This window comes from Nonomuraea sp. NPDC051941 (assembly GCF_044593615.1).
On record NZ_JBIUCF010000001.1, the window covers coordinates 793,613 to 816,121 of the forward strand.

General features: G+C 70.3%; 21 protein-coding genes. 9 read left to right on the plus strand and 12 right to left on the minus strand.

The genetic code is table 11. The features are described from left to right. Positions 1-69: 69 nt before the first annotated feature. Entirely contained in the window at positions 70-1,059 is a 990-nt protein-coding gene (locus ACIHFD_RS03600; protein ID WP_397365393.1) for a hypothetical protein, read from the plus strand. On the opposite strand, the gene ACIHFD_RS03605 is transcribed toward ACIHFD_RS03600, so the two are convergent. From ACIHFD_RS03605 to ACIHFD_RS03615, 3 genes are read right to left on the minus strand one after another with little or no spacing between them, the layout of a single operon-like run. After that, positions 1,001-1,726, minus strand: coding sequence for a DUF998 domain-containing protein (locus tag ACIHFD_RS03605; RefSeq protein ID WP_397365394.1), 726 nt, complete (start codon positions 1,724-1,726; stop codon positions 1,001-1,003). The genes ACIHFD_RS03600 and ACIHFD_RS03605 overlap by 59 nt on opposite strands. Before the next feature lie 56 nt (positions 1,727-1,782). After that, the gene (locus ACIHFD_RS03610; RefSeq protein WP_397365395.1) at positions 1,783-2,130 is read right to left on the minus strand and encodes a nuclear transport factor 2 family protein; all 348 of its coding nucleotides are present in this window, start codon (positions 2,128-2,130) and stop codon (positions 1,783-1,785) included. Beyond that, the gene (locus ACIHFD_RS03615) at positions 2,127-3,530 is read right to left on the minus strand and encodes an MFS transporter (protein ID WP_397365396.1); all 1,404 of its coding nucleotides are present in this window, start codon (positions 3,528-3,530) and stop codon (positions 2,127-2,129) included. Before ACIHFD_RS03615 ends, ACIHFD_RS03610 begins: the two co-directional genes overlap by 4 nt. A 93-nt stretch (positions 3,531-3,623) precedes the next feature. On the opposite strand from ACIHFD_RS03615, the gene ACIHFD_RS03620 reads away from it, so the two are divergent. Further along, a complete protein-coding gene (locus tag ACIHFD_RS03620) occupies positions 3,624-4,328 on the plus strand; it encodes a TetR/AcrR family transcriptional regulator (protein WP_397365397.1) in 705 nt (234 codons plus the stop codon). A gap of 2 nt (positions 4,329-4,330) precedes the next feature. Here the strand turns inward: ACIHFD_RS03620 and ACIHFD_RS03625 are convergent, their stop codons facing one another. Beyond that, complete coding sequence (locus tag ACIHFD_RS03625; protein ID WP_397365398.1) at positions 4,331-4,957, minus strand: hypothetical protein; 627 nt, start codon at positions 4,955-4,957, stop codon at positions 4,331-4,333. 390 nt (positions 4,958-5,347) lie between these two features. On the opposite strand from ACIHFD_RS03625, the gene ACIHFD_RS03630 reads away from it, so the two are divergent. The 3 genes from ACIHFD_RS03630 (at position 5,348) to ACIHFD_RS03640 (ending at position 9,800) form a co-directional block, all read left to right on the plus strand. Beyond that, entirely contained in the window at positions 5,348-6,568 is a 1,221-nt protein-coding gene (locus ACIHFD_RS03630; RefSeq protein WP_350722173.1) for a cytochrome P450, read from the plus strand. A 59-nt stretch (positions 6,569-6,627) separates the two neighbouring features. Continuing rightward, complete coding sequence (locus ACIHFD_RS03635) at positions 6,628-9,177, plus strand: polysaccharide lyase family 8 super-sandwich domain-containing protein (protein WP_397365399.1); 2,550 nt, start codon at positions 6,628-6,630, stop codon at positions 9,175-9,177. A 155-nt stretch (positions 9,178-9,332) separates the two neighbouring features. Then, positions 9,333-9,800: a hypothetical protein gene (locus tag ACIHFD_RS03640; RefSeq protein ID WP_397365400.1), complete on the plus strand. Its 468-nt coding sequence runs from the start codon at positions 9,333-9,335 to the stop codon at positions 9,798-9,800. On the opposite strand, the gene ACIHFD_RS03645 is transcribed toward ACIHFD_RS03640, so the two are convergent. After that, a complete protein-coding gene (locus tag ACIHFD_RS03645) occupies positions 9,695-11,125 on the minus strand; it encodes a hypothetical protein (protein WP_397365401.1) in 1,431 nt (476 codons plus the stop codon). The genes ACIHFD_RS03640 and ACIHFD_RS03645 overlap by 106 nt on opposite strands. A gap of 146 nt (positions 11,126-11,271) precedes the next feature. Between ACIHFD_RS03645 and ACIHFD_RS03650 the strand changes: the two genes are divergently transcribed. After that, positions 11,272-11,577, plus strand: a complete 306-nt coding sequence (locus tag ACIHFD_RS03650; protein ID WP_355194997.1) for a hypothetical protein — start codon at positions 11,272-11,274, stop codon at positions 11,575-11,577. 266 nt (positions 11,578-11,843) lie between these two features. Here the strand turns inward: ACIHFD_RS03650 and ACIHFD_RS03655 are convergent, their stop codons facing one another. Next, entirely contained in the window at positions 11,844-12,671 is an 828-nt protein-coding gene (locus ACIHFD_RS03655; RefSeq protein WP_397365402.1) for a class I SAM-dependent methyltransferase, read from the minus strand. A 131-nt stretch (positions 12,672-12,802) separates the two neighbouring features. Between ACIHFD_RS03655 and ACIHFD_RS03660 the strand changes: the two genes are divergently transcribed. Beyond that, entirely contained in the window at positions 12,803-13,342 is a 540-nt protein-coding gene (locus tag ACIHFD_RS03660) for a dihydrofolate reductase family protein (protein WP_397365403.1), read from the plus strand. Between the two features lie 50 nt (positions 13,343-13,392). After that, positions 13,393-14,325 (plus strand): prolyl aminopeptidase, encoded by a 933-nt coding sequence (gene pip / locus ACIHFD_RS03665; protein WP_397365404.1) that lies wholly within the window; start codon positions 13,393-13,395, stop codon positions 14,323-14,325. 44 nt (positions 14,326-14,369) lie between these two features. On the opposite strand, the gene ACIHFD_RS03670 is transcribed toward pip, so the two are convergent. The 4 genes from ACIHFD_RS03670 to ACIHFD_RS03685 are packed head-to-tail and all read right to left on the minus strand — an operon-like array spanning position 14,370 to position 18,073. Then, positions 14,370-14,957, minus strand: coding sequence for an ATP/GTP-binding protein (locus tag ACIHFD_RS03670; RefSeq protein ID WP_350722156.1), 588 nt, complete (start codon positions 14,955-14,957; stop codon positions 14,370-14,372). Next, positions 14,938-15,315 carry a DUF742 domain-containing protein gene (locus ACIHFD_RS03675; protein WP_185077533.1) on the minus strand — a complete coding sequence of 126 codons (378 nt, stop codon included), beginning with the start codon at positions 15,313-15,315 and terminating at the stop codon, positions 14,938-14,940. The genes ACIHFD_RS03670 and ACIHFD_RS03675 overlap by 20 nt, the downstream gene beginning before the upstream one ends. Beyond that, positions 15,312-15,731, minus strand: a complete 420-nt coding sequence (locus ACIHFD_RS03680; RefSeq protein WP_397365405.1) for a roadblock/LC7 domain-containing protein — start codon at positions 15,729-15,731, stop codon at positions 15,312-15,314. Before ACIHFD_RS03680 ends, ACIHFD_RS03675 begins: the two co-directional genes overlap by 4 nt. Next, positions 15,728-18,073 carry a nitrate- and nitrite sensing domain-containing protein gene (locus ACIHFD_RS03685; protein ID WP_397365406.1) on the minus strand — a complete coding sequence of 782 codons (2,346 nt, stop codon included), beginning with the start codon at positions 18,071-18,073 and terminating at the stop codon, positions 15,728-15,730. Before ACIHFD_RS03685 ends, ACIHFD_RS03680 begins: the two co-directional genes overlap by 4 nt. A gap of 609 nt (positions 18,074-18,682) precedes the next feature. On the opposite strand from ACIHFD_RS03685, the gene ACIHFD_RS03690 reads away from it, so the two are divergent. Beyond that, the gene (locus ACIHFD_RS03690) at positions 18,683-19,564 is read left to right on the plus strand and encodes a terpene synthase family protein (RefSeq protein WP_350722152.1); all 882 of its coding nucleotides are present in this window, start codon (positions 18,683-18,685) and stop codon (positions 19,562-19,564) included. 17 nt (positions 19,565-19,581) lie between these two features. Here the strand turns inward: ACIHFD_RS03690 and ACIHFD_RS03695 are convergent, their stop codons facing one another. Both ACIHFD_RS03695 and ACIHFD_RS03700 read right to left on the minus strand, forming a co-directional pair. Continuing rightward, a complete protein-coding gene (locus ACIHFD_RS03695; protein WP_397365407.1) occupies positions 19,582-21,105 on the minus strand; it encodes a prenyltransferase/squalene oxidase repeat-containing protein in 1,524 nt (507 codons plus the stop codon). A gap of 11 nt (positions 21,106-21,116) precedes the next feature. Then, a complete protein-coding gene (locus tag ACIHFD_RS03700) occupies positions 21,117-22,478 on the minus strand; it encodes a cytochrome P450 (RefSeq protein WP_397365408.1) in 1,362 nt (453 codons plus the stop codon). Positions 22,479-22,509: the final 31 nt, after the last annotated feature.

A 22,509-nucleotide genomic window follows, 5' to 3' on the forward strand; every position in this document is an offset into this window, starting at 1 on the left:
ATATATTTACATCAGTTGTAACTTTACTCGAAGTGGTGTTATCTGGAGGTCGTGACAACGACTCATCAGATGCCCTTACTCGCTCGCGTGGCGCCCGCGATCGGGCTGTTCTTCCTGGCGCCGCTGACCGCCGAGTTCCTGATGGGGAACATGGCGATCACCAATGTCGGGGTGCTGGTCGGCACCGTTCCCCTCTACGGGACCGGCGCCCTGCTCATCCGCGAGGCGGTCCGGCGGACCGGGCGCGGCTGGCCGGCCATGCTGGCGTTCGGGCTGGCGTACGGGATGTTCGAGGAGGCGTTCCTCACCCAGACGTTGTGGAACCAGGCCTGGTACGGCGTGCGCATCCTCGACTACGGCTACGTTCCCGCGCTGGGGACCGGGGTGCCCTGGTTGATGCTCATGGTGGGGGTGCACACCATCTGGAGCATCAGCGTCCCGATCGCGGTCATGGAGACGCTGGCCGGTCCGCGCCGCACCGAGCCGTGGCTGAAGAAGCGCGGCTTCTGGGCCGTGGCGGTGTTCTTCGCGATCTACTTCGGCCTCGGAGCCTTCGTCACGGGCGCGCTCGGCGGCTGGTTCGCCACCCCGATCCAGTACGCCGGCGCCGGTGTGCTGGTCGTCGCGCCCATCGTGCTCGGCCTGCGCCTGCGCCGCGCCGCCCCCTCCGTCGCGGGGCGGGCGCCGAGCCCGTGGGTGGTGTTCGTGTTCGCCCTGGTGGCCGGCGCGTTGTTCGTGCTCCTCTACGCGTGCGACCCCACGGGCCTGTCGCCCTGGCTGGCCGGGCTGCCGGTCCCGGCGTGGCTGAGCGTGCTGCTCTATCTGGCGTTGTTCGCCGGGGTCGGCGTCCTGGTGAGACGCTGGTCGCACGGGTCCGGCTGGTCGGACGCGCACCGGCTGGCGCTCGCGGCGGGGGCCATGCTCACGTACGCGTGGCACTCGTTCCCGTGGAAGGTGATCGTGCCCGCGAGCCCGGCGGCCGACCTGACCAGCAATGTGATCATGACGGTCGCCGCGGTCGTCCTGCTGGTGTTCGCGGCCCGGCGGGTGGCCGCCTGAGCAGCCGGAGCGCCAGCAGGGTCAGCCAGGCCCAGCCGATGGTCACCGCCACGCGCTGGAAGAGCCCGCCGTGGGCGACCAGCGCCGGGTTCTGGCTGAAGGCGATCGTGGCCAGCGCCATCGCGATCGTGAACCCGGCCCCGCTGGCGGCCGAGTACGCCGCCCACCCGAGCTTCCGGTCCCGCGCGAACCCGACCGCGAAGACCAGGCAGGCCGCGATCAGCGCTGCGAATCCCGCCAGCGAGAGGTAGTCGTGCAGCGCCGCGTGCGTGCTGCCGTGCTGGGTCAGCAGGTCGGGGGTGCCCTGCGGGTAGCCGCTCACCGGGTCGGTGGTGAACACCCCGGCGCCGATCAGGCCGGCGCCCCAGACCCCCACCAGGGCCGGGCCCCAGACCTTGTGGAGCGCCCGCCGCAGCCCGGCGGCGAAGGCCAGCGTCAGGAGGCCGGCCACGACGAAGTTGACCGCCTGCATCCAGCCGCCCGGCCCGAGTGCGAGCGAGCTGACCGGGTGGCGCAGCGGGTCGTAGTGGGCGCGGAGGGCGCCCTCGACGAGGAACGCGACGACGAACAGCGGCCCGGCGACCACCCCGCACAGCAGCAGCCGCCTGGGCGTCGGGTCGCCGGGCCCCGCAGTGGGGGCGGGGCCCGCAGGTGTGAGAGTTCGCATGCTTGTCAAGCTAGACTGACAGGCGCGCTGCTGTCAATCCAGCCTGACAAGGAGGCTCATACGAAGAAACCGACCACGCGGCTGATGCGGTCGCCCGCGAACTCCACGACGTCGTAGCCGGTGGCCACCGGCGTCTCCGAGCCCGGCGCGCCGAGCCGCCAGGTGAACAGCGCCGTGTCGTGATGGGCGCCGACCAGCGTGCCGAGGGTGAACACCAGGTCGCCGAAGTTCTCCTGGGCCCGGCCGATCGCCTCGGACAGCTCCGCGTGCCCGCGCAGCCCGGCGTAGTCGGGGTCGGAGTAGACGGAGTCGTCGGTGAGCACGGTCTTGATCAGGAGGTCCCGGGCGGCGGCGTCGCGCTCGTTCCAGACGTCCAGGTACCTGCCGATGAGGTCGTCGATCATGACGTGATTCCTTCCGTGGTTCGGTTCGGTTCGAGTGCCAGGGCGGCGAGGCCGCCCAGGGCGGTGGCGGCCGCGGCGGCCCAGCCGGCCGCGTGCAGCCCGCCCAGCAGATCGGAGGAGGCGGTGGCGACGGCGACGAAGACGGCCAGCCCCATCGCGCCGCCGACCTCCTTGGCGGTGCTGGCCAGGCCCGACGCGACGCCCTGCGCCTCCGGTGCCACCCCGGCGCCGGCCGCCGCGAACAGGGCGACGAAGGCCACGCCGCCGAAGAATCCCCAGACGAGGCTGCCCGGCATCAGCGTCCAGAAGCCGCCGCCCGCGGGCATGCCCGCGGTCAGCAGGGCGATCCCGGCTGCGGCGCCGAGCATGCCGACGCTGAGCGTCGTGCGGATCCCCCACCTGCCGAGCATCACCGGGGCGGCCTTCAGCGCGGCGGCCATGCAGACGAGGGTGAGCGGCAGGAACGTCAGCCCCGCCTCCAGGGCGCTGTAGCCGAGGACCGGCTGCAGGTACGTGGTGAGCACGTAGTAGGCGCCGCCCAGCGTGCCCTGGAACACGGCGATCACCACCATCGTGGTGGCCGGGCCGCGCCGCCGGACCAGCCGCAGCGGGATCAGCGGATCCCGGCCACGCGCCTCGACCAGGACCAGCAGCCCCAGCAGCGCCAGGCCCGCGACCAGCGACCCGGCGCCGCGCAGCGACCCCCATCCGGCCTCCGGCCCGCTCGCCAGGCCGAACACCACCAGCGTCGACCCCGCCGTCGCCAGCAGCGCGCCCGGCACGTCGAACCCGCGCAGTCCGGACGCGGGACGGCCGTCGGAGGGGAGCAGCCGGGGTGCGGCGAGGACGGCGCCGCCGGCCAGGGGGACGTTCACGAAGAACACCCACTCCCAGCCCAGGGCGCTGGTGAGCACGCCGCCCAGCAGCGACCCGGCGGCCAGCCCGGCGCTGCCGGCCATGCCCCAGGAACCCAGCGCCCGGTTGCGCGCGGGCCCCTCCTCGAACCCCCGGTAGATCAGCGCGAGCGTGGCCGGGGTGAGCAGCGCCCCGCCGACGCCCTGGACGGCGCGGGCGGCGATCAGCACGCCGGAGCCGGGGGCCAGCCCGCCGGCCAGGGAGGCCACGCCGTACAGCGCCAGTCCGAGCATGAACGTGCGCCGGGCGCCGAGCTTGTCCACGGCCCGGCCGCCGAGCAGCAGCCCGCCGAGTCCGATGGCGTACGCGCTCACCACCCACTGCACGGATCGCGCGCTGAAGCCCAGCGCCGTCCCGATGTCGGGCAGCGCCACGTAAACGATGTTGTAGTCGAGAGCCACGATGAGCTGGGTGAACGCCAGCAGCGCCAGCCTGGGCCCGGAACGGCCCACGTCGGTCGGCGCACGAGAGGTGGCAAGCGTCACTCGGAATCCCCTCTCTTTACACGGCGCGAACTTTCTACACGCCGTTCAATTCATACACGGGGAACAGTAGCCCAACGCTGTAGACTGTCAAGCGTGGGTGATCAGACGACGATGACCAGGCGCGAGCGGCTGCGCGCGGAGACCACGGCGGAGATCAAGGAGATCGCGCTCAAGCTCATGGCGGCCGGCGGCCCCGACGCCATCTCGCTGCGCGCCATCGCCCGCGACATGGGCATGACGGCCGGTGCGATCTACAGCTATTTCGCCACCCGCGACGACCTGGTCACCACGCTCATCGCCGACCTCTACACGGCCCTGGTGGACAGGGCGGAGTCCGCCCGCGACGCCGTTCCCGCCGCCGACCCGGGCGGCCGCGTCCTGGCCTGGGCGCAGACCGTACGCGAGTGGGCCCTGGCCAACCCGCAGGGCTTCCGTCTCATCTACGGCGACCCGGTCCCCGGCTACCAGCCCCCGGAGGACAGCCCGGCGAACGAGGCCGAGCACCGGGCATGCCGGGGGCTCACGGGCCTGGTCGCGGCGGCCTGGACCGGCCCGGGCCCGGGCTCCTACACCTGGTCCGACTTCGACCCCGGCCTGGCGGCGGACATCCGGGCCACGTTCCCGGACCTGCCGCCGGACGCGGTGGCGCTCACGCTACGGGTGTGGGGCCGCATGCACGGCCTGGTCGCGTTGGAGATCTACGGCCACCTGCGCACGCTCACGAGCGATCCGGCCGCGATCTACCGCGACGAGATGATCGACCTGATCACGTCCCTCGGCCTGACCCCACCCGCCTGACCTCAGCCGCCTCCGGGGCGGAGAAATTTGGTACGGGCGTCGGTGGGGACCGCGGCCATCATCTCCAGGACCTCCGGCGTGATCACCGGGCCATCCCCGAGCCGGATCGCGCCGATGCGGCTCTTCACCTGCCCGTCGACCGGGTCGACGGCCTCGAAAGTACGCCGGTCGAGGTCGTCGGGAAAGCTGAGACGAAAGACGCCGAGCCCTTCTTCGATTTCGTAGGAGTGGTCATCGACCTTTCGATAACCGTGCTCCACGGGATCGCCCGTCGGGCCGAAGGCGTCCGCCAGAACGGCCGTGACGTTCGGCGAGGCGGGCAGCGGCAATCTGTTGATTCGCCTCGACGACGCGTCCCAGTGGAGCATTTGCTGCTGCCCGGCCCGCCATCTGGACCAGCTGATGAGCCGGCCGTTCTCGTCGATCTGGGCGGCGGCCAATTCGATGACCGCCTCTCCGGCCGCCTCGATGTCCATCAATATCCGGGACCGCTGCCGGTGAATTGCGCCATCCGGGTCATTGCTGAACTCGTCCAGACTGAACTGCACGCCGATCGTACGAATTCGCTCATTCATTTTTCGTCCGGAGTCGATCCGGGCGCTCGAGCCGCCGCACAGCACCACCGCCAATGTCGATACGGCGACCCTGGCCGCCTCCCGGGACCTCGCCAACTGGATCGGCGAGGCGGGTGATCAACGGGAGGCGCGACCGCCTCGCGGACCTGATCCCGCTCTTCGAACGCGCCTGGGGCAGAGTCGCACGCCGACTTCACCGGCCGCGCGGGAGACCCGTCCGCCGCCGTCCTGCTCCCGATCCGCGAGCGGGCCTCGGGCGCAGACCATCCCCTCACCCGCGCCCGCCGGGCGGCCGAGAACCCGTCGTTCTGAACCCCCGACCAGCACGGTCGAACGCAAGGTAACCATCACGTCACTGAACACCGGCCCCTGTTGTTTCTTGATCACTGCGGATATTTGATGGGACGGCTGGTCACTTACCGACTTACTCCCTAAGAGCGGCAAATGACAACGAACCTCCCCTCGTTCCCCGCCGTGGACGAGAACCCGCTCGACACCTGCATCCGGTTCCGGGAGATCGCTCCCGTGGTCGAGGTGGAGTTCCCAGGGGGTGTGCCCGCCTACCTGGCCCTGACCCACAAGGCCGTACGGGAGATCCTCGCCGGCGACAACAGGACCTTCCTCAGGGATCCCCGGCACTGGCCCGCCCTGCACGACGGATCGATCCCCGAGGACTGGCCGCTGCGCGCCATCATCCAGGGCGGTCACCTGTCCACCATGGACGGCGACGACCACAGGCGCCTGCGCGGTCTGATCAGCAGCGCGTTCACGCCGTCCCGGGTGCAGGCCCTGGAGCCGCGGATCCAGCAGATCATCGATGAGCTGCTCGACGAGGTGGTGGCCGCCGGCGACGGCGTCGACCTGGTGCCCGCCTTCACCGAGGCGCTGCCGATGTGGGTGATCTGCGAGTTGTTCGGCATCCCCGCCGAGGACCGGCTCCGCCTGCGGAACTGGACCTCCACGCTGCTCGCCCACACCACCCCGCCGGAGGTGGCGTTCGCGACGCAGAACGACCTCCAGGCCTTCCTGCACGAACTGGTGGAGCGCAAGCAGCGGGAGCCGGGCGACGACCTCACCTCCGGCCTGGTCCAGGCGCGCGACGAGGGCGACAAGCTCACCACCGACGAACTGGTCGGCGTCCTGTGGATCATGCTCGTCGCCGGCCACGAGACCACCGTCCACCTGCTCGGGTACGCCATCGTGGCGCTGGCCCGGAATCCCGATCAGCTCGCGCTGGCCAAGGCGGGGGAGCGGTGGGCCGACGTGGTCGAGGAGACCGTGCGCTACCGCCACTCGGTGATGATGACCAGCTTCCGTTTCACGGCGGAGGACGTGACCGTCGCCGGGGTGCACATCCCCAAGGGTCAGGCCGTGGGCGTGGTCTACCAGGCGAGCGGCGTCGATCCGGTGGAGTACGGGGAGAGCGCGAACGCGTTCGACATCACCCGCGAGCAGACCGGGAACCTCGGCTTCGGCCACGGCCCGCGCTACTGCATCGGGGCGCCCCTGGCCCGGCTGGAGAGCCGGCTGGCGCTCGCCACGCTGTACCGGCGGCTGCCGGGGCTCAGCCTCGCGATCGACCCCGACGACATCCCGTACTCCCCGTCGTTCTTCACGATCGGCCCGCTGTCGCTGCCGGTCAACCTCGGTGTCGCTCAGCCCTGACGTGCCGCCGGGCTGGGAGCATGGATTTCGCCTCCCTGGCCCGGCGAAAGGGATCATGTATGGTGAGCCCGGCATATCCCCCCAACGGCCTGGAGCTCGCCGTGCCGCACATGTCCCGCCGCCAGGTTCTCTCCCTGCTCCCCGCCGCCGGTCTGCTCGCCGCGGCCGGCCCCGTACGCGCCGCCGCGGGGATCGACCACGCGCGGCTGCTCGCCAACACCGTGGCGATCTTCGCGGGCACCCCGGAGGTCAACGCCCGGCCCGAGGTCGCCGGCAAGCTCGCGTCGATCACCGCGACCGCCCGGCAGCGGCTGACCGCCATGGACCAGGCGGGCACCGGGGAGCTGTTCTCCGGACTGAGGCTCGGCACCGACGACGTCAACCTGCGGCTGGCGTACCAGTACCTGTTCGAGATCGCGCTCGCGACCCGCACACCGGCCGGGCAGCTCGACGGTGACACCGCCGTCCAGCGGCGGGTCCTCGACGGTCTGCAGTGGTTGCACGAGCGCTACTACGGCGACCAGTCGGCGGGCTACTACGGCAACTGGCACAACTGGGAGATCGGCATCTCCACTCACGTGAGCAGGACCCTGGCCCTGCTGGCCGACCGCGTACGGGAGGACCGGCCCGACCTGACGGCGACGTACATCGCCTCGATGGACGCCTACCTGCGCAACGGCAAGAACGGCGACGTCGATCTCGACTCGCGCTTCCACACCGGGGCGAACCTGGCCGACATCACCGCCAACCGGATCGTGCAGGGCGCGCTCACCGGCGACGACGCCCGCGTCGGCAAGGCCATCTCCGACCAGGCCACCGTCTTCGCCACGATCGACCCGTACAACCTCCAGCACGGCAACACCGACGGCTACTACCGCGACGGCTCCTTCATCCAGCACCACTCGGTCGCCTACACCGGCTCCTACGGGAAAGCCCTGCTCACCCGCGTCGTCCAGACCCTCAAGACCCTGGAGGACGCCACGAGCGGCGGCACCTCCGAGGACCTGGCCGGCGTGGTGTACCGCTGGGTCGCCGACGGCTTCGCCCCGCTGATCTTCGAAGGCTGGATGATGGAGATCGTCAAGGGGCGGGCGGCCTCGCGCACCACCACCGGCTACGCCGACGTCGGGGTGGTCGTGGAGGCCGTCGCCGACCTGGCCGACCACGTCGAGGGCGCCGAGGCCCTCGCGCTGAAGAAGTACGTCAGGTTCCTGCCTGCCGCCGACACGGCCGCCTTCGTCTCCCCGGTCAGCGTCGCCCGGTACGCGGCCATCCGCGCCGACTCCGCCATCCCGGCCGCCGACCTCAATCCGTCCGCGCGCTGCGTGGCGTTCAACTCCATGGACAGGACCGTCCACCGACGGCCCGGCTACGCCTTCGCCCTGGCGCGCAGCTCCGAGCGGATCAGCAAATACGAGTACATGAGCGGCGAGAATCTCATGCCCTGGTTCCAGGGTGACGGCGCGTACTACCTCTACCTCGCGGGGGAGGACCAGCGCGAGGTGTTCGGCGTCGACTACTACACGGCCGTCTCGCCGTACCGGCTGGCCGGGATCACCGCGCCGGTGGAGGAGCGGCGGACGGTGCCCGAGCTGTACGGCCGGCTCTGGTACGAGAACCCGGGCCACCCGCTGAACTTCACCTCCTCCTCGGAGTCCCAGAACACCTACGTGTACTTCCCCAAGGCCGGGAACGTCTTCTCCGGCGGCGCGACGCTCGGCGCGTACGGCGCGGCCGGGATGGTCCAGTCCGACGACGCCGCCTACACCGCCAAACAGGCGGGCATCCTGCCCGACGACTTCGTCGCCTACCGCAACGCCCGCGCGACCAAGTCCTGGTTCATGCTCGACGACGAGATCGTGGTGCTGGCCGCGGGCGTCTCCGGTGAGGGCGGCCGGGCCGCGGTGACCACCGTGGACAGCCGCATCGCCGCCCCGGGCGACGCGGTCGCGCTCACCGGCGAGAGCTGGGGCGGCCGCGCCTGGCAGCCGGGCGACACCACGCCGCCGCGCTGGCTGCGCTACGCCAACGGCACCCGCGCCACCGCGATCGGGTACGCCTTCCTCACCCGGCAGACCGTCGCGGCCGGGCTGGAGACGGTGACCCGCAGCCGCCGAGTCGTGCGTACGTCCAACCCCGACACCGGCGTGACCAAGAACGTCTTCACCGCCTCGATCGCCCACCCCGCCACCGGCGACGTCCCCGCCCTCGCCTACACCCTGGTCCCGAACGCGACCGAGGCCCGCCTGCGCCGCTATGCGGACGGCCCGCTGACCGTCCTGGCCAACGACCGGCACGTGCAGGCCGTCAGGCACAAGGCGCTCGGGATCGTCGCCGCCAACGTCTTCTCCGATGGCCCCCGCCACGCCGGGCACCTGATCGTCGACGGCCCCGCCTCGGTCATCGTCAAGTCCGGCGAGCGCACGGTCGTCGCCCTGTCGGACCCCACGATGAAACGCGACCGCGTCACCGTCGTCCTGACCGGCGCGCCCCTCAGGCTGGAGGCGGCCGACGAGGGGGTGACGGTACGGCGCGTGCCGGGCGGCACCCTCGTCCAGGCGACGACCCGCCACTCCCACGGCCGCACCTTCACCGCCACCTTGCGCTGACCTGCCGAGCCCGCTCCTCCATCGCGCGGATCAGGGGCTGCCCACCGGCCCCTTATGGTGATCACGGCGGCCGAAGGAGCGCCGGTAGGCGGCGGGCGTGGTGCTCGAAACGGGCCGCGCTTTCCCTCTCGTCCCCCGAGGGGGATGATGCCTTCGTGGCTGGTCGCGACGCGTTGACGGCCGCGGTGATCGCGGCCGGGTGCGACGCCGCCGGTGAGGGATGGGACGGGGCGCACCGCATGTACGCCCTGACCGACCGCGACACCTACCTCGGGGTCGCCTACCCCCTGGACCCGCTGGCGGAGGTGCCGCCGGACGCCCTCCTGGCCATCCCCCTCACCCCGCTCGGCCCGGGCAATCTCGGGACGGAGCTGGCCAAGGTGACCTGGCCGGACGACGTGCACGGATGCGTGCTGGTGACCGAGGTGACCGTCGTGACCCGCCTCGGCAGACGGCGGCGCGGCAAGAGCTTCGGCGTACAGCGGGCGCAGCTCGCGGTCGGCGTGTTACGCGACGGCTACCACCTGTCCCTGCTCAGGTTGCGCGACGAGGACGAGTGGCGCGTCTGCCCCGATTCGCTGTCGACCGACGGCCTGGTGACGGCCTTGGCCGGGACGTTCTGATCGGCCGCGCTCCTGAGGATCACGCGCCATCCGGAACGGCCGGGGGAGTGGACCTCGTCGATCCGGACGTTGTCCGAGCCGATCATGACGCCGCGGCCGTCCGGTACGCGCTCGGTCCGACCGCCGTGGCCCTGGACGACGTCGGCCGCCGGCCTCTTCGCCGTGACGAGCCGCGTCAACATCGCGCCCAGGTCCCGGTCGGTCATCCGGCCCGCGGGGTCTCGGTACATCTGGCCGATCGCCCGCATGGCGCCCTCGTTCTCGGCCAGGGCTCGTGCGAGCAGCGCGTCGGGGCGTTCGAGGCGGTAGTGGAAGTGGTTGTTCTGGACGTTGCCCCGGCCGACCACGACGCCCGCGGAGCCGCGTACCACGATCTCGCCGCCGGGACCGAGGACGCCCGACAGGCGGACGCGCTTCGGCACCGACCTCGCGGTGACGGCGTCGTCGCGGGCCATGACCCTGGCCGCCTCCTTGCCGAGGAGGGAGCGCATGGCACGGTTGGCGCGGGCGCTGGCGGGGTTCTCGACGAGGTTGGCCAGGGCGCGTTCGTGGGCGGGTGTCGCGGTGAGGACCTCCGCCAGGGAGACCGGGCGGTCGGCGAGCTGGTAGTGGAAGTGGTTGTGCTGCCGGTTGCCCGAACCGACCACCACGCCGCAGGAGCCGCTGATGTCCACCCTGCGGGTCCGCCCGCCCAGCAAGGTCTCCTTGACGGTGACGCCGTCCGCGGACTGCCGCCCGACGGTCAGCACGTTCTCCGCCGCGGCCGGCGACGCGGCGCCCTCCGGTGGCTCGGTCTCCGCCGCGGCCGGCGATTCGGGGCCTTTCGGTAGCTTGGTCTCCACTGAGGCCGGTGACTCGGCGCCCTTCGGTAGCGTGGTCTCGCCTCGTACCGGCTGCCCCTCACGCTCCGGCCGAGAGCCCGGCACCTGGGCGATGACCGTCTCCACCCGTCTTCTCAGGCGCGACGCCTTCGCCGAAGGCGTGTCCTCCCGCAGGAGGACGGCCGCCAACGGGTGCCGCGCGGGCTGCCGCCGCAGCTCCGCCTCCAGGCTCTTGATCTCGGTCAGGAACTTCCGCGCCCGAGCGGACCGGCTCGGCGACGGCGCGCGTTCCTCCAGCCCGCGCACGGCCGCCGTGAGCCGGTCGAGCTCCGCGGCGATCTGCTTGCGCCGCTCCTCGAGGCGTCGTGCCGCCTGCTCGTGCGCCGACACGCCGAGTGGCGCCGGGTCCGGCCGGGCCTGCGCGGACAGCGACCGAGCCGCCGGCTGGGCCCGCTCCTCCGAGCGTGCCGCCGGTCTCCTGGAATGTCCCCTGTACGCGCCCACGCCGACTCGCCCCCCTGGCCTGCTCCACATTTCTCTCGCGCGCCGCCCGCCGTCAAGGCGATAACCCTGGCCACCACGTATCGGAAAGGTCTTAACAACCAGCCCCGTATAGGCATCGATCATGGTCCGGGCGAATGATGCGAGATATGAAGTGGCGGGTGCTGATGTGGACCGCCGTGGCGGCCGGGGCGGTCGTCGCGGCGGGGCTGGGCGCGTACGTCGCGGTGGCCGGGATGGACAAGGCGGCGGGACCGGCCGGGGTGATCGCCGCGTTCTGCGAGCTGGCCGCCCTCACGCTCGCCGTCACCGGCTGGATCAGGCAGCGGCAGGCACCCGGGAACGGTGAGCGCGAGGCGCGGACGTCGCCCGGCTCCGGGGCCGTGGTGCACATCCAGGAGGGGAAGGGCGTGCAGATCGGTGACCACAACGAACAGACCAACAACTTCGGATGATCCCGCAGGGGCTGTTCGCTGGGACGGGTCGGTTCTATGCACGGTTTCGTCCGGATTATCCGAGAGTTGTCTTCGACGATCTGATCCGCGCTTTCGGGTCGGCGGACCTGCCGGGTGGGCTGGGGCGGTTCCGGCTGGTGACCATGGGGCGCTCGTTCCACCGGATGGATCGGGAGCGGGTGCTGGAGGCGCTGGCCGGCATGGTGGAGGACGACGGCGGTGTGGTGATCGCCATGAATTCGAGCGGTCGTGGACGGCGGAGCGGATCATCGGCTACCTGTATTCGACGTCGCTGCCGCTGCGGCGGCTGCTCGGCGATCGGCGGCCACGGCGAGAAGGTGGGCACTGACGTTGATCATCAGAGGGTCCTGCTCGGCGACGCGGGCGCACTGGAGCGCCGCGTCCACAAGCTGATCGAATTCGTGTTCCCCGGCGACGTCCAGAGCAGGCCAGGCAGGCCCTTCGACTCCGTACACGTGCACGTCCATCAGCCCCGTGCTCTCCAGTTCGGCTCTCAGCTCGTCCGCGGTATGGAAATGGGTGGGCATGAAGCCCACGTGCCCGTCGTAGTCCCCGGTGGCGATGACATTCCTCACCGCGGGCGCCATCTCCGTGGTGAGCCGTCCTGTCGTGCCGGTCTCCAGGAGCGACAGGTAGCGGCTGATGGCGGCGGCCACCACGAGGCCTCCCGGACGCAGCACCCGCCGGGCTTCGGCGAGCGCCTGGGAGCGGTCGGCCGCTTCGGTCAAGTGGTAGAGCGGGCCGAACAGCAGGACGACGTCCGCGCTCTGATCCGGGGCACGGAGCTCACGGGCGTCGCCCAGCTCCGCGGTGACGCCGGGCAGGGCGGCCGCGGCTTCGACGTGAGCGGGCACCGGATCGACCAGGTGCACGTCGTAGCCGTCCGCGGCCAGCCACTGCGCGTGTATCCCCGTGCCGCCGCCGACGTCGAGGATGCGCGCCGGCGGCCGCGTCAACGTGCGTCTCAGCAGCTCTTGGGTACGCCGGTACTCCAACATGCCGTGCGGCGATCTCGTGAGGCGTGTGCTCTCGGAGGTCGCCTTCGTGTAGTGCTTCACAAGCTCGATGGTCACGGGATCCATGGTGCCAGTGGGGATCCGGCGGAGGCGCTGTCGCTTCTGTACAAGATGTGCGCGTTCCTCGCTGCCTATGCTCTGAGCACGCCGAACGGGGCGAACTCCTCCAAGACGCAAGGAACGGAACCATGGCTAAGATCATTTCGAGCTTCTTCATCTCCCTCGACGGCGTGGTCGAGTCGCCCGACCAGTGGCACTTCCCGTACTGGAACGACGAGATGGGCGCCGTCGTCGAGGCGGGCATGCAGAGCGCGGCGGCGATGCTGATGGGCCGCAAGCTGTACGACGAGTGGTCCGCGTACTGGACGTCGGCGGAGGCCGACAAGGAGATCGCCGCGACCTTCAACGCCCTTCCCAAGTACGTCGTGTCGAGCACCATGGAGAAGGCGGACTGGGAGAACACCACCGTCGTCAACGGTGACGTCGCCGCCAGGCTGCGCGAGCTCAAGGAGCGGATCGACGGCGACATCCAGATGTCCGGCTCCGCGACGACCGTGCGGTGGCTGCTGGCCAACGGGCTGCTCGACGAGCTCAACCTGCTCGTCCACCCGATCGCCGTCGGCCATGGGCAGCGGCTGTTCGAGGACGGCCCGACCCACGCGCTGAAGCTGGTCACGTCCGAGACGTTCGAGACCGGCGTGCTCAACCTGCGCTACGAAGCGCCTTGAGGACGGTCACGGCGCCGTCCCCAAGCCCGGCGGGCGTTACCTTGACGCCTATGTATTCTCCGATCGAAGCGTACGACCAGGGCATGCTCGACGTGGGCGACCGCAACCAGGTCTACTGGGAGGTGAGCGGAAACCCGGCGGGCAAGCCGGTGTTGATCGTGCACGGCGGTCCCGGGGGCGAGTTCTCGGCCAACTGGCGGCGCTTCCACGACCCCGAGGCGTACCGGATCGTCCTGTTCCACCAGCGGGGGTGCGGGCGCAGCACGCCGAACGCCGGGCTGCCGGAGACCGACCTGTCGGTCAACACCACTCAGCACCTCATCGCCGACATGGAGCTCCTGCGGGCGCACCTGGGCATCGAGAAGTGGCAGCTGGTCGGGGCCTCGTGGGGCTCGACCCTGAGCCTGGCCTACGCGCAGCGGCACCCGGAACGGGTGAGCGAGGTGATCCTGATGGCGGTCACCGCGAGCCGCCGCAAGGAGATCGAGTGGATCACCCGGGACGTGGGACGGGTCTTCCCCCAGGAGTGGGAGCGCTTCCGCGACGCAGTGCCGGAACAGGACCGTGACGGGAACCTGGCCGCGGCCTACGCCAGGCTCCTGGCCGACCCGAGCACCTGCGAGAAGGCCGCCCGCGACTGGTGCGACTGGGAGGACACCCACGTGAGCCTCGACCCGCAGTACCAGCCGAACCCGCGCTTCCAGGATCCCGTCTTCCGGATGACGTTCGCGCGGCTGGTGACCCACTACTGGGGCAATGACTGCTTCCTGCCGGAGAAGGGCGACCTGGTGGAGCAGGCTCACCTGCTGAAGGGGATCCCGGGGGTGCTGGTCCACGGCAGGCTCGACGTGAGCGGGCCGCTCGAGACCGCTTGGGAGCTCCACAAGAGCTGGCCGGGCAGCGAGCTCGTGGTCTGCGGCGAGGGACACGGCGGGAGGGACATGGTGGCGGAGGTGGTCGCCGCGACGGACCGTTTCCGCTGAAAAACCCCGGGAGGCGCCCCTGATGAACGGGCGCCTCCCGGGGGCTAGCTGCCGACCGGTTCGGCGCGGAGCCGGGCCGAGTGTTTGACCAGGGCGATCAGGACCTCGCGGCTCGAGTCCTTCTTGCGGGCGTCGCACATGATGATGGGGACCGAAGGGCTGAGCTGGAGCGCCAGCCGTACCTCGTCCAGCTCGAACGACGGCGATCCCTCGAAGCAGTTGACGGCCACCACGAACGGCGTCCCGCGCCGCTCGAAGTAGTCGACCGACGGGAAGCAGTCGGCCAGGCGTCGCGTGTCCGCCAGGATGACGGCCCCCAGCGACCCCTCCGCCAGCTCGTCCCACACGAACCAGAAACGCTCCTGGCCGGGTGTGCCGAACAGGTACAGGACGTAGTCGTTGCCCAGCGTGATCCGGCCGAAGTCCATCGCCACGGTGGTCGTGCGCTTGGCCTCCACCGAGGAGATGTCGTCCACGCCTATCCCGCGGTCGGTCAGGACCTCCTCGGTGCGCAGCGGCCGGGTCTCGGAGACAGCCCCCACCATCGTCGTCTTGCCCGCGCCGAAGCCGCCCGCGATCAGGATCTTGATCGCCGTCGGCAGGCGCGGACGCTCAGAGCGAGCGAAGACCATCGAGCACCGCCCTGTACATCTTCATGTCGTGCATGTCCACCTCGGATTGTGGTTCCTGGGCAGAGACGAGTTCGCGGTCGAACAGGTCGCCGAGCAGCACCCGGATCGTGCCGGCCGGCAGGTCGAGGTATGCCGCGATCTCGGCGACCGACTTCGGTTCGCGGCAGAGCTGGATGATGCGCAGGTGCTCCGGGTCGAGCCCGGCGTCGGGGCCCGGTGGCGGGCCCACCGCGAGGGCCATGGAGATCAGGTCGAACCGGCCGTGCACGGGCTGCGTACGGCCACGGGTGACCACGTAGGGCCGGATGATCTCCGGATCCACCCAGTGTTCATCCGTCGGTTCGTCCGCGCCTCTCACCGGTCGCTCCTGGCGACGGCCTCGGCGTTGCGGGCGCCCGAGGTGAGGTACTGGCCGACGCGGGCCACCATCATCGCCATCTCGTACGCGACCAGCCCGATGTCGGCGTTCTGCGCGCACAGGACGGCCAGGCAGGCGCGCTCGCCCGCCGTGGTCACGATGAGGAACTGGTTCTTCCACTCCACGACCGTCTGCCGCACGGAGCCGCCGGAAATGTGGTCCGAGACGCCTTTCGCCAGGCTCTGCAGCCCGGAGGCGACGGCGGACAGGTGCTCGCCGTCGGTCCGCTGCAACGCGGCGGAGGAGGCCATCAGCAAGCCGTCGGACGACAGCACGATGGCGTGCTCGACCTCCTTGACACGGCTGACGAGGTCGTCGAGCAGCCAGTTCAGGTCGGTGCCGGAGGTAGGGGTCATGCCTCATCTCCAGACTGCTCATCCAGCATCTTGGCGGCTTCGGTGCGGCCAAGACGGGTGCCTGACTGCAGAGATCCCATCATCGCGCGGATCTCCTCCGGCGAGCGCTCGTCATCGTCCTCCTCGAAGTCGGGCTGCGTGGGCGTGTCGTCCCGCAGCGCTGGCGCCAGGTTGGCCTGGGGCACCCGGAGGGGCAGCCCGTTCGACGTGAACTCGGTCACAGGCTTCTGCTCCGGTTCGGCTGGCGTTTCGGGTTGTGTCTCCACAGCGGTGATCGGGCGGGCAGGCTGGGGGACCGGCGTCGGCGCCGGGACCGGCATCGGGCGTGCGGGCTTGAGCGTCCGCACGTTCTCCCCGGTGACCGGCCGCGACGCGGTGGCCGCCCCGGTGGCCGCCGCGGCCACCGCCGTCGTCCGGCGCGGCAGCCGCTCGCGCCGCCCGCCGTCCTGCGGTTCGGGCGTGGGATCGAGCTGTACGAGCTCCTGCGGCAGCAGGACCACGACCGTCGTCCCGCCGTACGGCGACGCCTTGAGCACCACCTGGATCTCGTGGCGCTTGGCCAGCTGGCTGACCACGTACAGGCCCAGCCGGGCGGTGCCGGTGATGCGGAACTCGGGCGGGTCCGCGATGCGCTCGTTCGCGGCGTCCAGGTCCTCGGGCTTCATGCCCAGGCCCCGGTCCTCGATCTCGATCACGTACCCGTTGGCCACGAGCTGGCCGCTGACCTGCACGTTCGTGTAAGGGGGCGAGAACGACACGGCGTTCTCGATCAGCTCGGCGAGCAGGTGGATGACGTCACCGACGGCGCGGCCGACGAGCACCACGTCGCCCATGGGCATGAGCGTGACGCGGGTGTAGTCCTCGACCTCGGCCAGCGCGCCGCGGACGACGTCCACCATGGGGACCGAGCGGCGCCACGTACGGGCGGGGGCCGAGCCGGACAGGACGATCAGGTTCTCCGCGTTGCGGCGCATGCGGATGGCCAGGTGGTCGAGCCGGAAGAGCTCCTTCAGCTCCTCGGGGTCGGTCTCGCGGCGCTCCATGACGTCGAGCACGGTGAGCTGCCGGTGGACCAGGCCCTGCGTCCTGCGGGCCAGGCTCAGCAGGATGTCGCGGATGCTGCGGCGCAGCTCGGCCTGCTCGGCGGCGACGCTGACGGCGGTGTGCTGCACGGTGTTGAACGCCTGGCCCACCTGGCCGATCTCGTCGTCGCCGAAGTCCAGCGCGGGCACCTCCTTGGCCAGGTCGACGTCCTCGCCGCGGCCGATGCGCTCGACGACGCCGGGCAGCCGGTCGTCGGACAGCTCATGCGCGGCGTCGCGCAGCTTCTGCAGCTGGGCGAGCAGGTCGCGGGCCGTGGTGATGGACAGGATGATCGAGGCGATGACGGCGATGAGCCCGAGACCACCGGCCAGGACCAGCCGGACGATCACGTTGACGGCGACGGGCACGATCCGGTCCACCATGCGGTCGCCCGCGCCGAGCACCATGCCGTTGAAGTCGGTCAGGAAGCGTTCGGTCGCCGACTTCCACTCGTCACCGGTGAACGGCAGGTTCAGGGCGGCCGGGTCATGCTCCATGACCTGCGTTTCCATGGTCTGGAGCTGGACGAACGGCCGGCTCTTGGTCAGCCTGTCGTAGGCGGCCCTTTCGGAATCGGGCAGTTCGGATGCGGCCTGTCCGGCGACGATCCGCCAGGCGCCCACGGCCTGGCTGAACTGTGCCTGGTCGGCGGGGGTCAGCCGCCCTTCGGCGAGCGCGCCGGCAAGCAGCGCGTCCTCCCGGGTGAGGAGCTCGCTGGCGCGGCTCAGAGTGATGAGGGTACGGACGTCCTTGGCGACCTCCTTGTCGTCGAGCGTCGCCATCGACCCGTAGAGACGGTCGATGGGGTCGATGACGTCGTTGTACTCGGTCATCACCTGTACGCGGTCAAGCTTGCCCGCGTCGATGGCCTTGCGTATCTCCTTGACCGATTCGAGCTGCTTGAGCAGGTCGGCGAGCCGCTTCTCGCCCTGATCGTCCAACGCCCAGGTGACCAGCCCGGCGTTGACCGACTCCTGGAAAGCGGCGATGACGCGGTCGTTCTGCTTACGCTGTGTTTCGAGCTCTTTGCGGGTTTGGGGGGTCTTCTCGCTCAGCCTCACGACCGAAAGCCGGCGCTCTTTTTGCAGGCCGAAGAGCACCGGGTCGCTGGGGGTCGCAATGGCGGAGTCGAGTTGGGAGACCCACAGGAGGTTGACTCCCTCGCGGAGGGTGACCCACGCAGCGAAGACCCACAAGGCCGCCAGGGAGAGCAGCAGAGCCGTGATCTTGGTCCGCAGCCCCGTCTTGCGGAAGCGCATTATCATACCCACCCTGTGCAAGTCATTTCTGGTCTGCCGGACACCTTGCGTGCGGCGAGGTTACATACAGTATCGATCAAGGAACTCTAGCGCACTCGCAAACCGCCTCTCAAGAAACATTAATCACAGATGTCAGGTTCTGACAGCCTATTAGTCAACTTTTCACCCAAAGATGTGGAGTGTCGGTATACACCGCAAGTGACCAGCCCTACCTGCAGTCATTTCGGCATTCGTAACAACCTCGCAGATCGTCTTCTTGGCCAATCACACCGGCCGGCGGGCTCGCCGCAGCAGGGCCGCGCCCCTACACCTCCGCGGCGAGGGCAGGATCGATGCCCGCGACGCCGCCGTCATCGCCGACCGAGCCCGGATGCGCCGGCCTGGCTCCCGTCCTCCGCGATCGGGTGCCTCGGGACGCGGGGCGGCGGAACCCCGCTTCCCTGCCGCGGAGATCGGGCTCGGCCCCCCGCTCGCCGGGTCGGAGTGTGCCGTGGGCGCCGCCCGCGTTGTGTCATCTCAGTCGCGGTGTGATCATTAACCGATTCCGAACAATGCACAGTTTCCAACCCTGGTATCCCTTTTGGCTGGGAGTACCTGACAGGAGCCGTCATGAGCCCCTCGCCGTCCCTCCCTGATGAGCTTTCGTCCGATGCGCTGTCCGCCCGCGCGGCGGAATGTGCCCGTGACCTTCGCAGCACTGCCGCGTGCTACCCCGAACTCTTCGACACCGGTGAGTTCGCCGACACCCCGGGTCAGATCGCGAACATGATGGTCTATGGCACCCCGCGCCATGACCCGGGCGTGCTGCGGAGTCCCTCCCGGCTGGCGTTCTGGATTTTCCCGCTCGACGCGGCCATCGACCGTGATGCGACAGAGCGATCCCAGGTGCAGGCCATCGTCGAGGAATGCAAGGACGTCATCGCCGGCGACGACCCGCGTACGCCCCTGGCCCGGCCGCTCGCTCACATCCGCGACGACCTGGCTCACGCGCCCGCGTTCGGTCATCTGGGACCGGTGTGGCGCACCGAGTTGGCCGCGATGCTCGATGCGATGGCGCGGGAATGGGATTGGAAGACCGCGGCCCGGCAGACCGGCGCCGCACCCACCGTGCAGGAGTATCTGGGTAATGCGGCGAACTTCGGCTCCACCTGTGTCGGGGTCTCCCGTTTGATCAGCACCGACGAACCGGAAGCCACTCGCGAGCACCTGCCGGCGATCATCGACGCCGCCAACGCGACTCAACGGGTCATGCGCCTGGTCAACGACCTGCGCACCGTCAACCGCGACCGCCAATGGGCGGACCTGAACGCACAGATGCTCGGGCTCGACGAGCACGCTCTGCGGGAACTGATCGCCGAAGAGCGCAAGGCATGTGACCCGGCGCTGGACCGGCTCGCGCAGTCCTGTCCGGGCGTGGCAGAAGATCTTCGCCGCCAGATGATGATCACCTGGGGCTTCTACTTCGACGGCGGTGATTTCTGGACCGTCTGAGCCGGAGCTCATCGGAGCTAGACCGCCTGCGCCCGGGCCTGCCGGCTGAGGTGCGACGACGCGATCACCGCGGCGCGGGTCACGGCGCGGGGGACGTACAGGTCCTTGTCGTGCCAGAGTGGGGGGTGGTCGCCGCCGGTCGAGCGTGACAGGTATTCGTGACCCCGATCCGCCGCACGGATATGCCGCGGATCCGCACGTCCTCGGGTCAGCAGCAGGATCTGCATCGCGTACGCGGTCTCCTCCGCCGTGCCCTCCCAGCGGCCCCAGGAGCCGTCCGGCCGCTGAGTCTCCAGCGTCCACTCGGCGGCCGTGCGCACCGCCTCCCGCGAGACCTCTCCGCCGAAGGCGTCGAGCGCCAGCGCGCAGCTGACGGTGGCGTAGTACGGCGACGCGTGCCACCGGTCCGTCCAGTTCCCGTCCGGGCCCTGGCAATCCCGGATCCAGGCGGCCAGCTCGGCGATGGTCTCGTCGTAGCGCGGTGCGGCGTCGGGCCTGCGGCGGACGTACTCGCCGAAGGCGTCCAGCACGTGCGCGTTGACGCTGACCGAGACGCCCTGCTCGCCGGGCCAGGTGGAGAAGTGGGTGCCGGAGCGGAACCCCCACAGGCTGTCCGGTTCGTGCGGCGCGCCGAGCAGCGCCAGGGCGTACAGCGCCACGGACGTCGTGTCGGCGTCGGCGGGCAGCCCGGATCCCGCGGGCGTGCCGGCCGGACCTATGGCCGCTCTGATGTCGGCCACCATCTCCGGCGGCACCTCGACGGGCACGCCCGCCCGGAGCAGCCAGCTCAGCACCCAGCCTCGCTCGAACACGGTGATGGGCAGCCCGACGGGCACCGGGCCGCCGTACAGCCGGACCACCGCCTCCAGATGTCCGCGGGCCGGCTCGTGCGCGTCGGGTCCCCCGCCCTCGCCCAGCCAGGCGGCGGTCGCCGCGGGCGAGGCGCCGACACTGCCGATGGGCGTGGGCCGGATGCCGGGCGCTCCGGCGGCCTCGTCGGCCGCGATCTCCAGGGCGTGGAGCAGCTTCTGCGGCACCTCCATGCCGGACTTGACCCAGGATCTGACGGCGTGGAGCGTGTCGTAGCTCATGGCCTCGGGCAACGGGATCGGCGCCCGGCCCGGTAAGCCCTCGACGTGCTGGTTGATGCGGTCGACGAGGGAGGGGACGATGTGCTCGATCGCCGGCATGTCGGGCAGCTCGAGCGGGCCGCTCAGCCAGGTGGCGAGCACCCGCAGGCCACGGTCCGCCGCACCCGCCAGGCGCTCGCGGTCCGTCTCCAGGTCCCCGCGCGTCACAGCGGAGAGGATCCCCTCGGTGGCGCTCAAGGTCGGCACCACGCCGTACCCGTCGGGCGCGCCCCAGGCGCCGTCCTGCCGCTGGGTGTCGATCAGGTACTCGATGCGTTCCAGGTGGCCGGTCAGCCAGGGCGCGAGCGAGACCAGCCGGCCGGTTTCGTAGACCGAGGGCGAAACCTGCCCCCACGGCCTGAGCATGAGGCTCTGGACGAGTTCTTCCGCTGCCGCGGTGCTGTCCGCCATTTCGCCGATGCTCACGCCGCACGATTCCGTTCGACCGGGTGCAACTGGAGGAAGAGCTTCTCCTTGGGCCGCAAGGTGGCTCCCCCCACCAGGGGCGTCAGCTTCTGCGGGTAGGGCAGCGCCGGCCGGTACCTGGTGAACAGGTTGGCGATCAACAGAGATGCCTCGATATAGAACAGGTGCTGGCCGAGGCAGACGTGCGGGCCCGCGCCGAAGGGGATGAACGAGTAGCGGTGCCGGCGTTCGGACTTCTCGTTGTCCCAGCGCTCGGGGTCGAACTCCGTCGGCCGGGGCCAGAACTCCTCCAGCCGGTGGGTGGCGTACGGGCTGACCAGCACTTGCGAGCCGGCCTTGATCCGGACGCCGCCGATCTCCGTGTCCGCCACGGTCTGGCGCGGGACGACCCAGGCGCTCGGGTAGACCCGCACGAGCTCCTGCAGGACCATGCGGAGATACGGCATCTCGGCGACGTGCGACGGCCGCACCGGGCCGCCGCCTATCACCCGGTCGATCTCCTCCTGCAGCCGGGCGTTCACGTCCGGGTGGTCGTCCAGCACGGCCCACAGCCACATCAGCGACATCGCCGTGTTCTCCGAAGCGGCGCCGTAGACGTTCACCAGGTCGTCGCGGATCTGCTGCAGGTCGGCCTTGCCCTCCTTCTCGAGCCTGGCCGCGAGCAGCGCCGAGACGACCTCCTTGCTCTCCTTGCCCTCGGTGTCCTCGCGCTGCGCCCGCTCGATGAGGGGGTTGATGATCTCGTGGATCTTCCTCGTGGATCGCAGGAAGGCGCGGTCGCCCGGGACCCTGATCGAGTACGGCGCGGAGGGGAAGAGCATGCGGAAGCCGATCGAGCTGGCGCACGTGGCGAACTCGGGCGCCAGCCGTTCGGCGGTGTCACGGGTGATCCGGCCGCCGAACAGCAGGTTGATGACGGCCTGGTTGACGATCGAGGTCATCTGGTGCTCGACGTCGATCGGGCGGCCCGTCAGCGCGTAGTCGTCGAGCTCGACGATGCGCTCGGCGATGATGTCGGCCATGTCCTCGGCCAGTGCGGCCGTGTAACGCGCGGTGAAGAGCGGCTGGAGGATCTTCCGGGCGGACGCCCAGGCCTCACCCTCGCCCATGATGCTCTGACCGATCAGGCGCTGGAGCGGCTGCCAGAACATGCCCGCGCGCACGAAGTTGGTCCAGTCCGTCTTGAACACCTGCTGGACGTGGTCCGGATGCGAGATCAGGTAAGGGCGGAAGGGGCCGAGGTCGAGCCGGACGACCCGCCCGGCGGCGTCGGTGCCCATCCGGGCCAGTTCGATGGCGGGGTTCCTCACCAGTCGGGGGATGGCCCGGTAAAAGGGAACAACTTCGGGCTTGGTCACGGACGTTCCTTGGCGTGCGGCATGGCTGCGC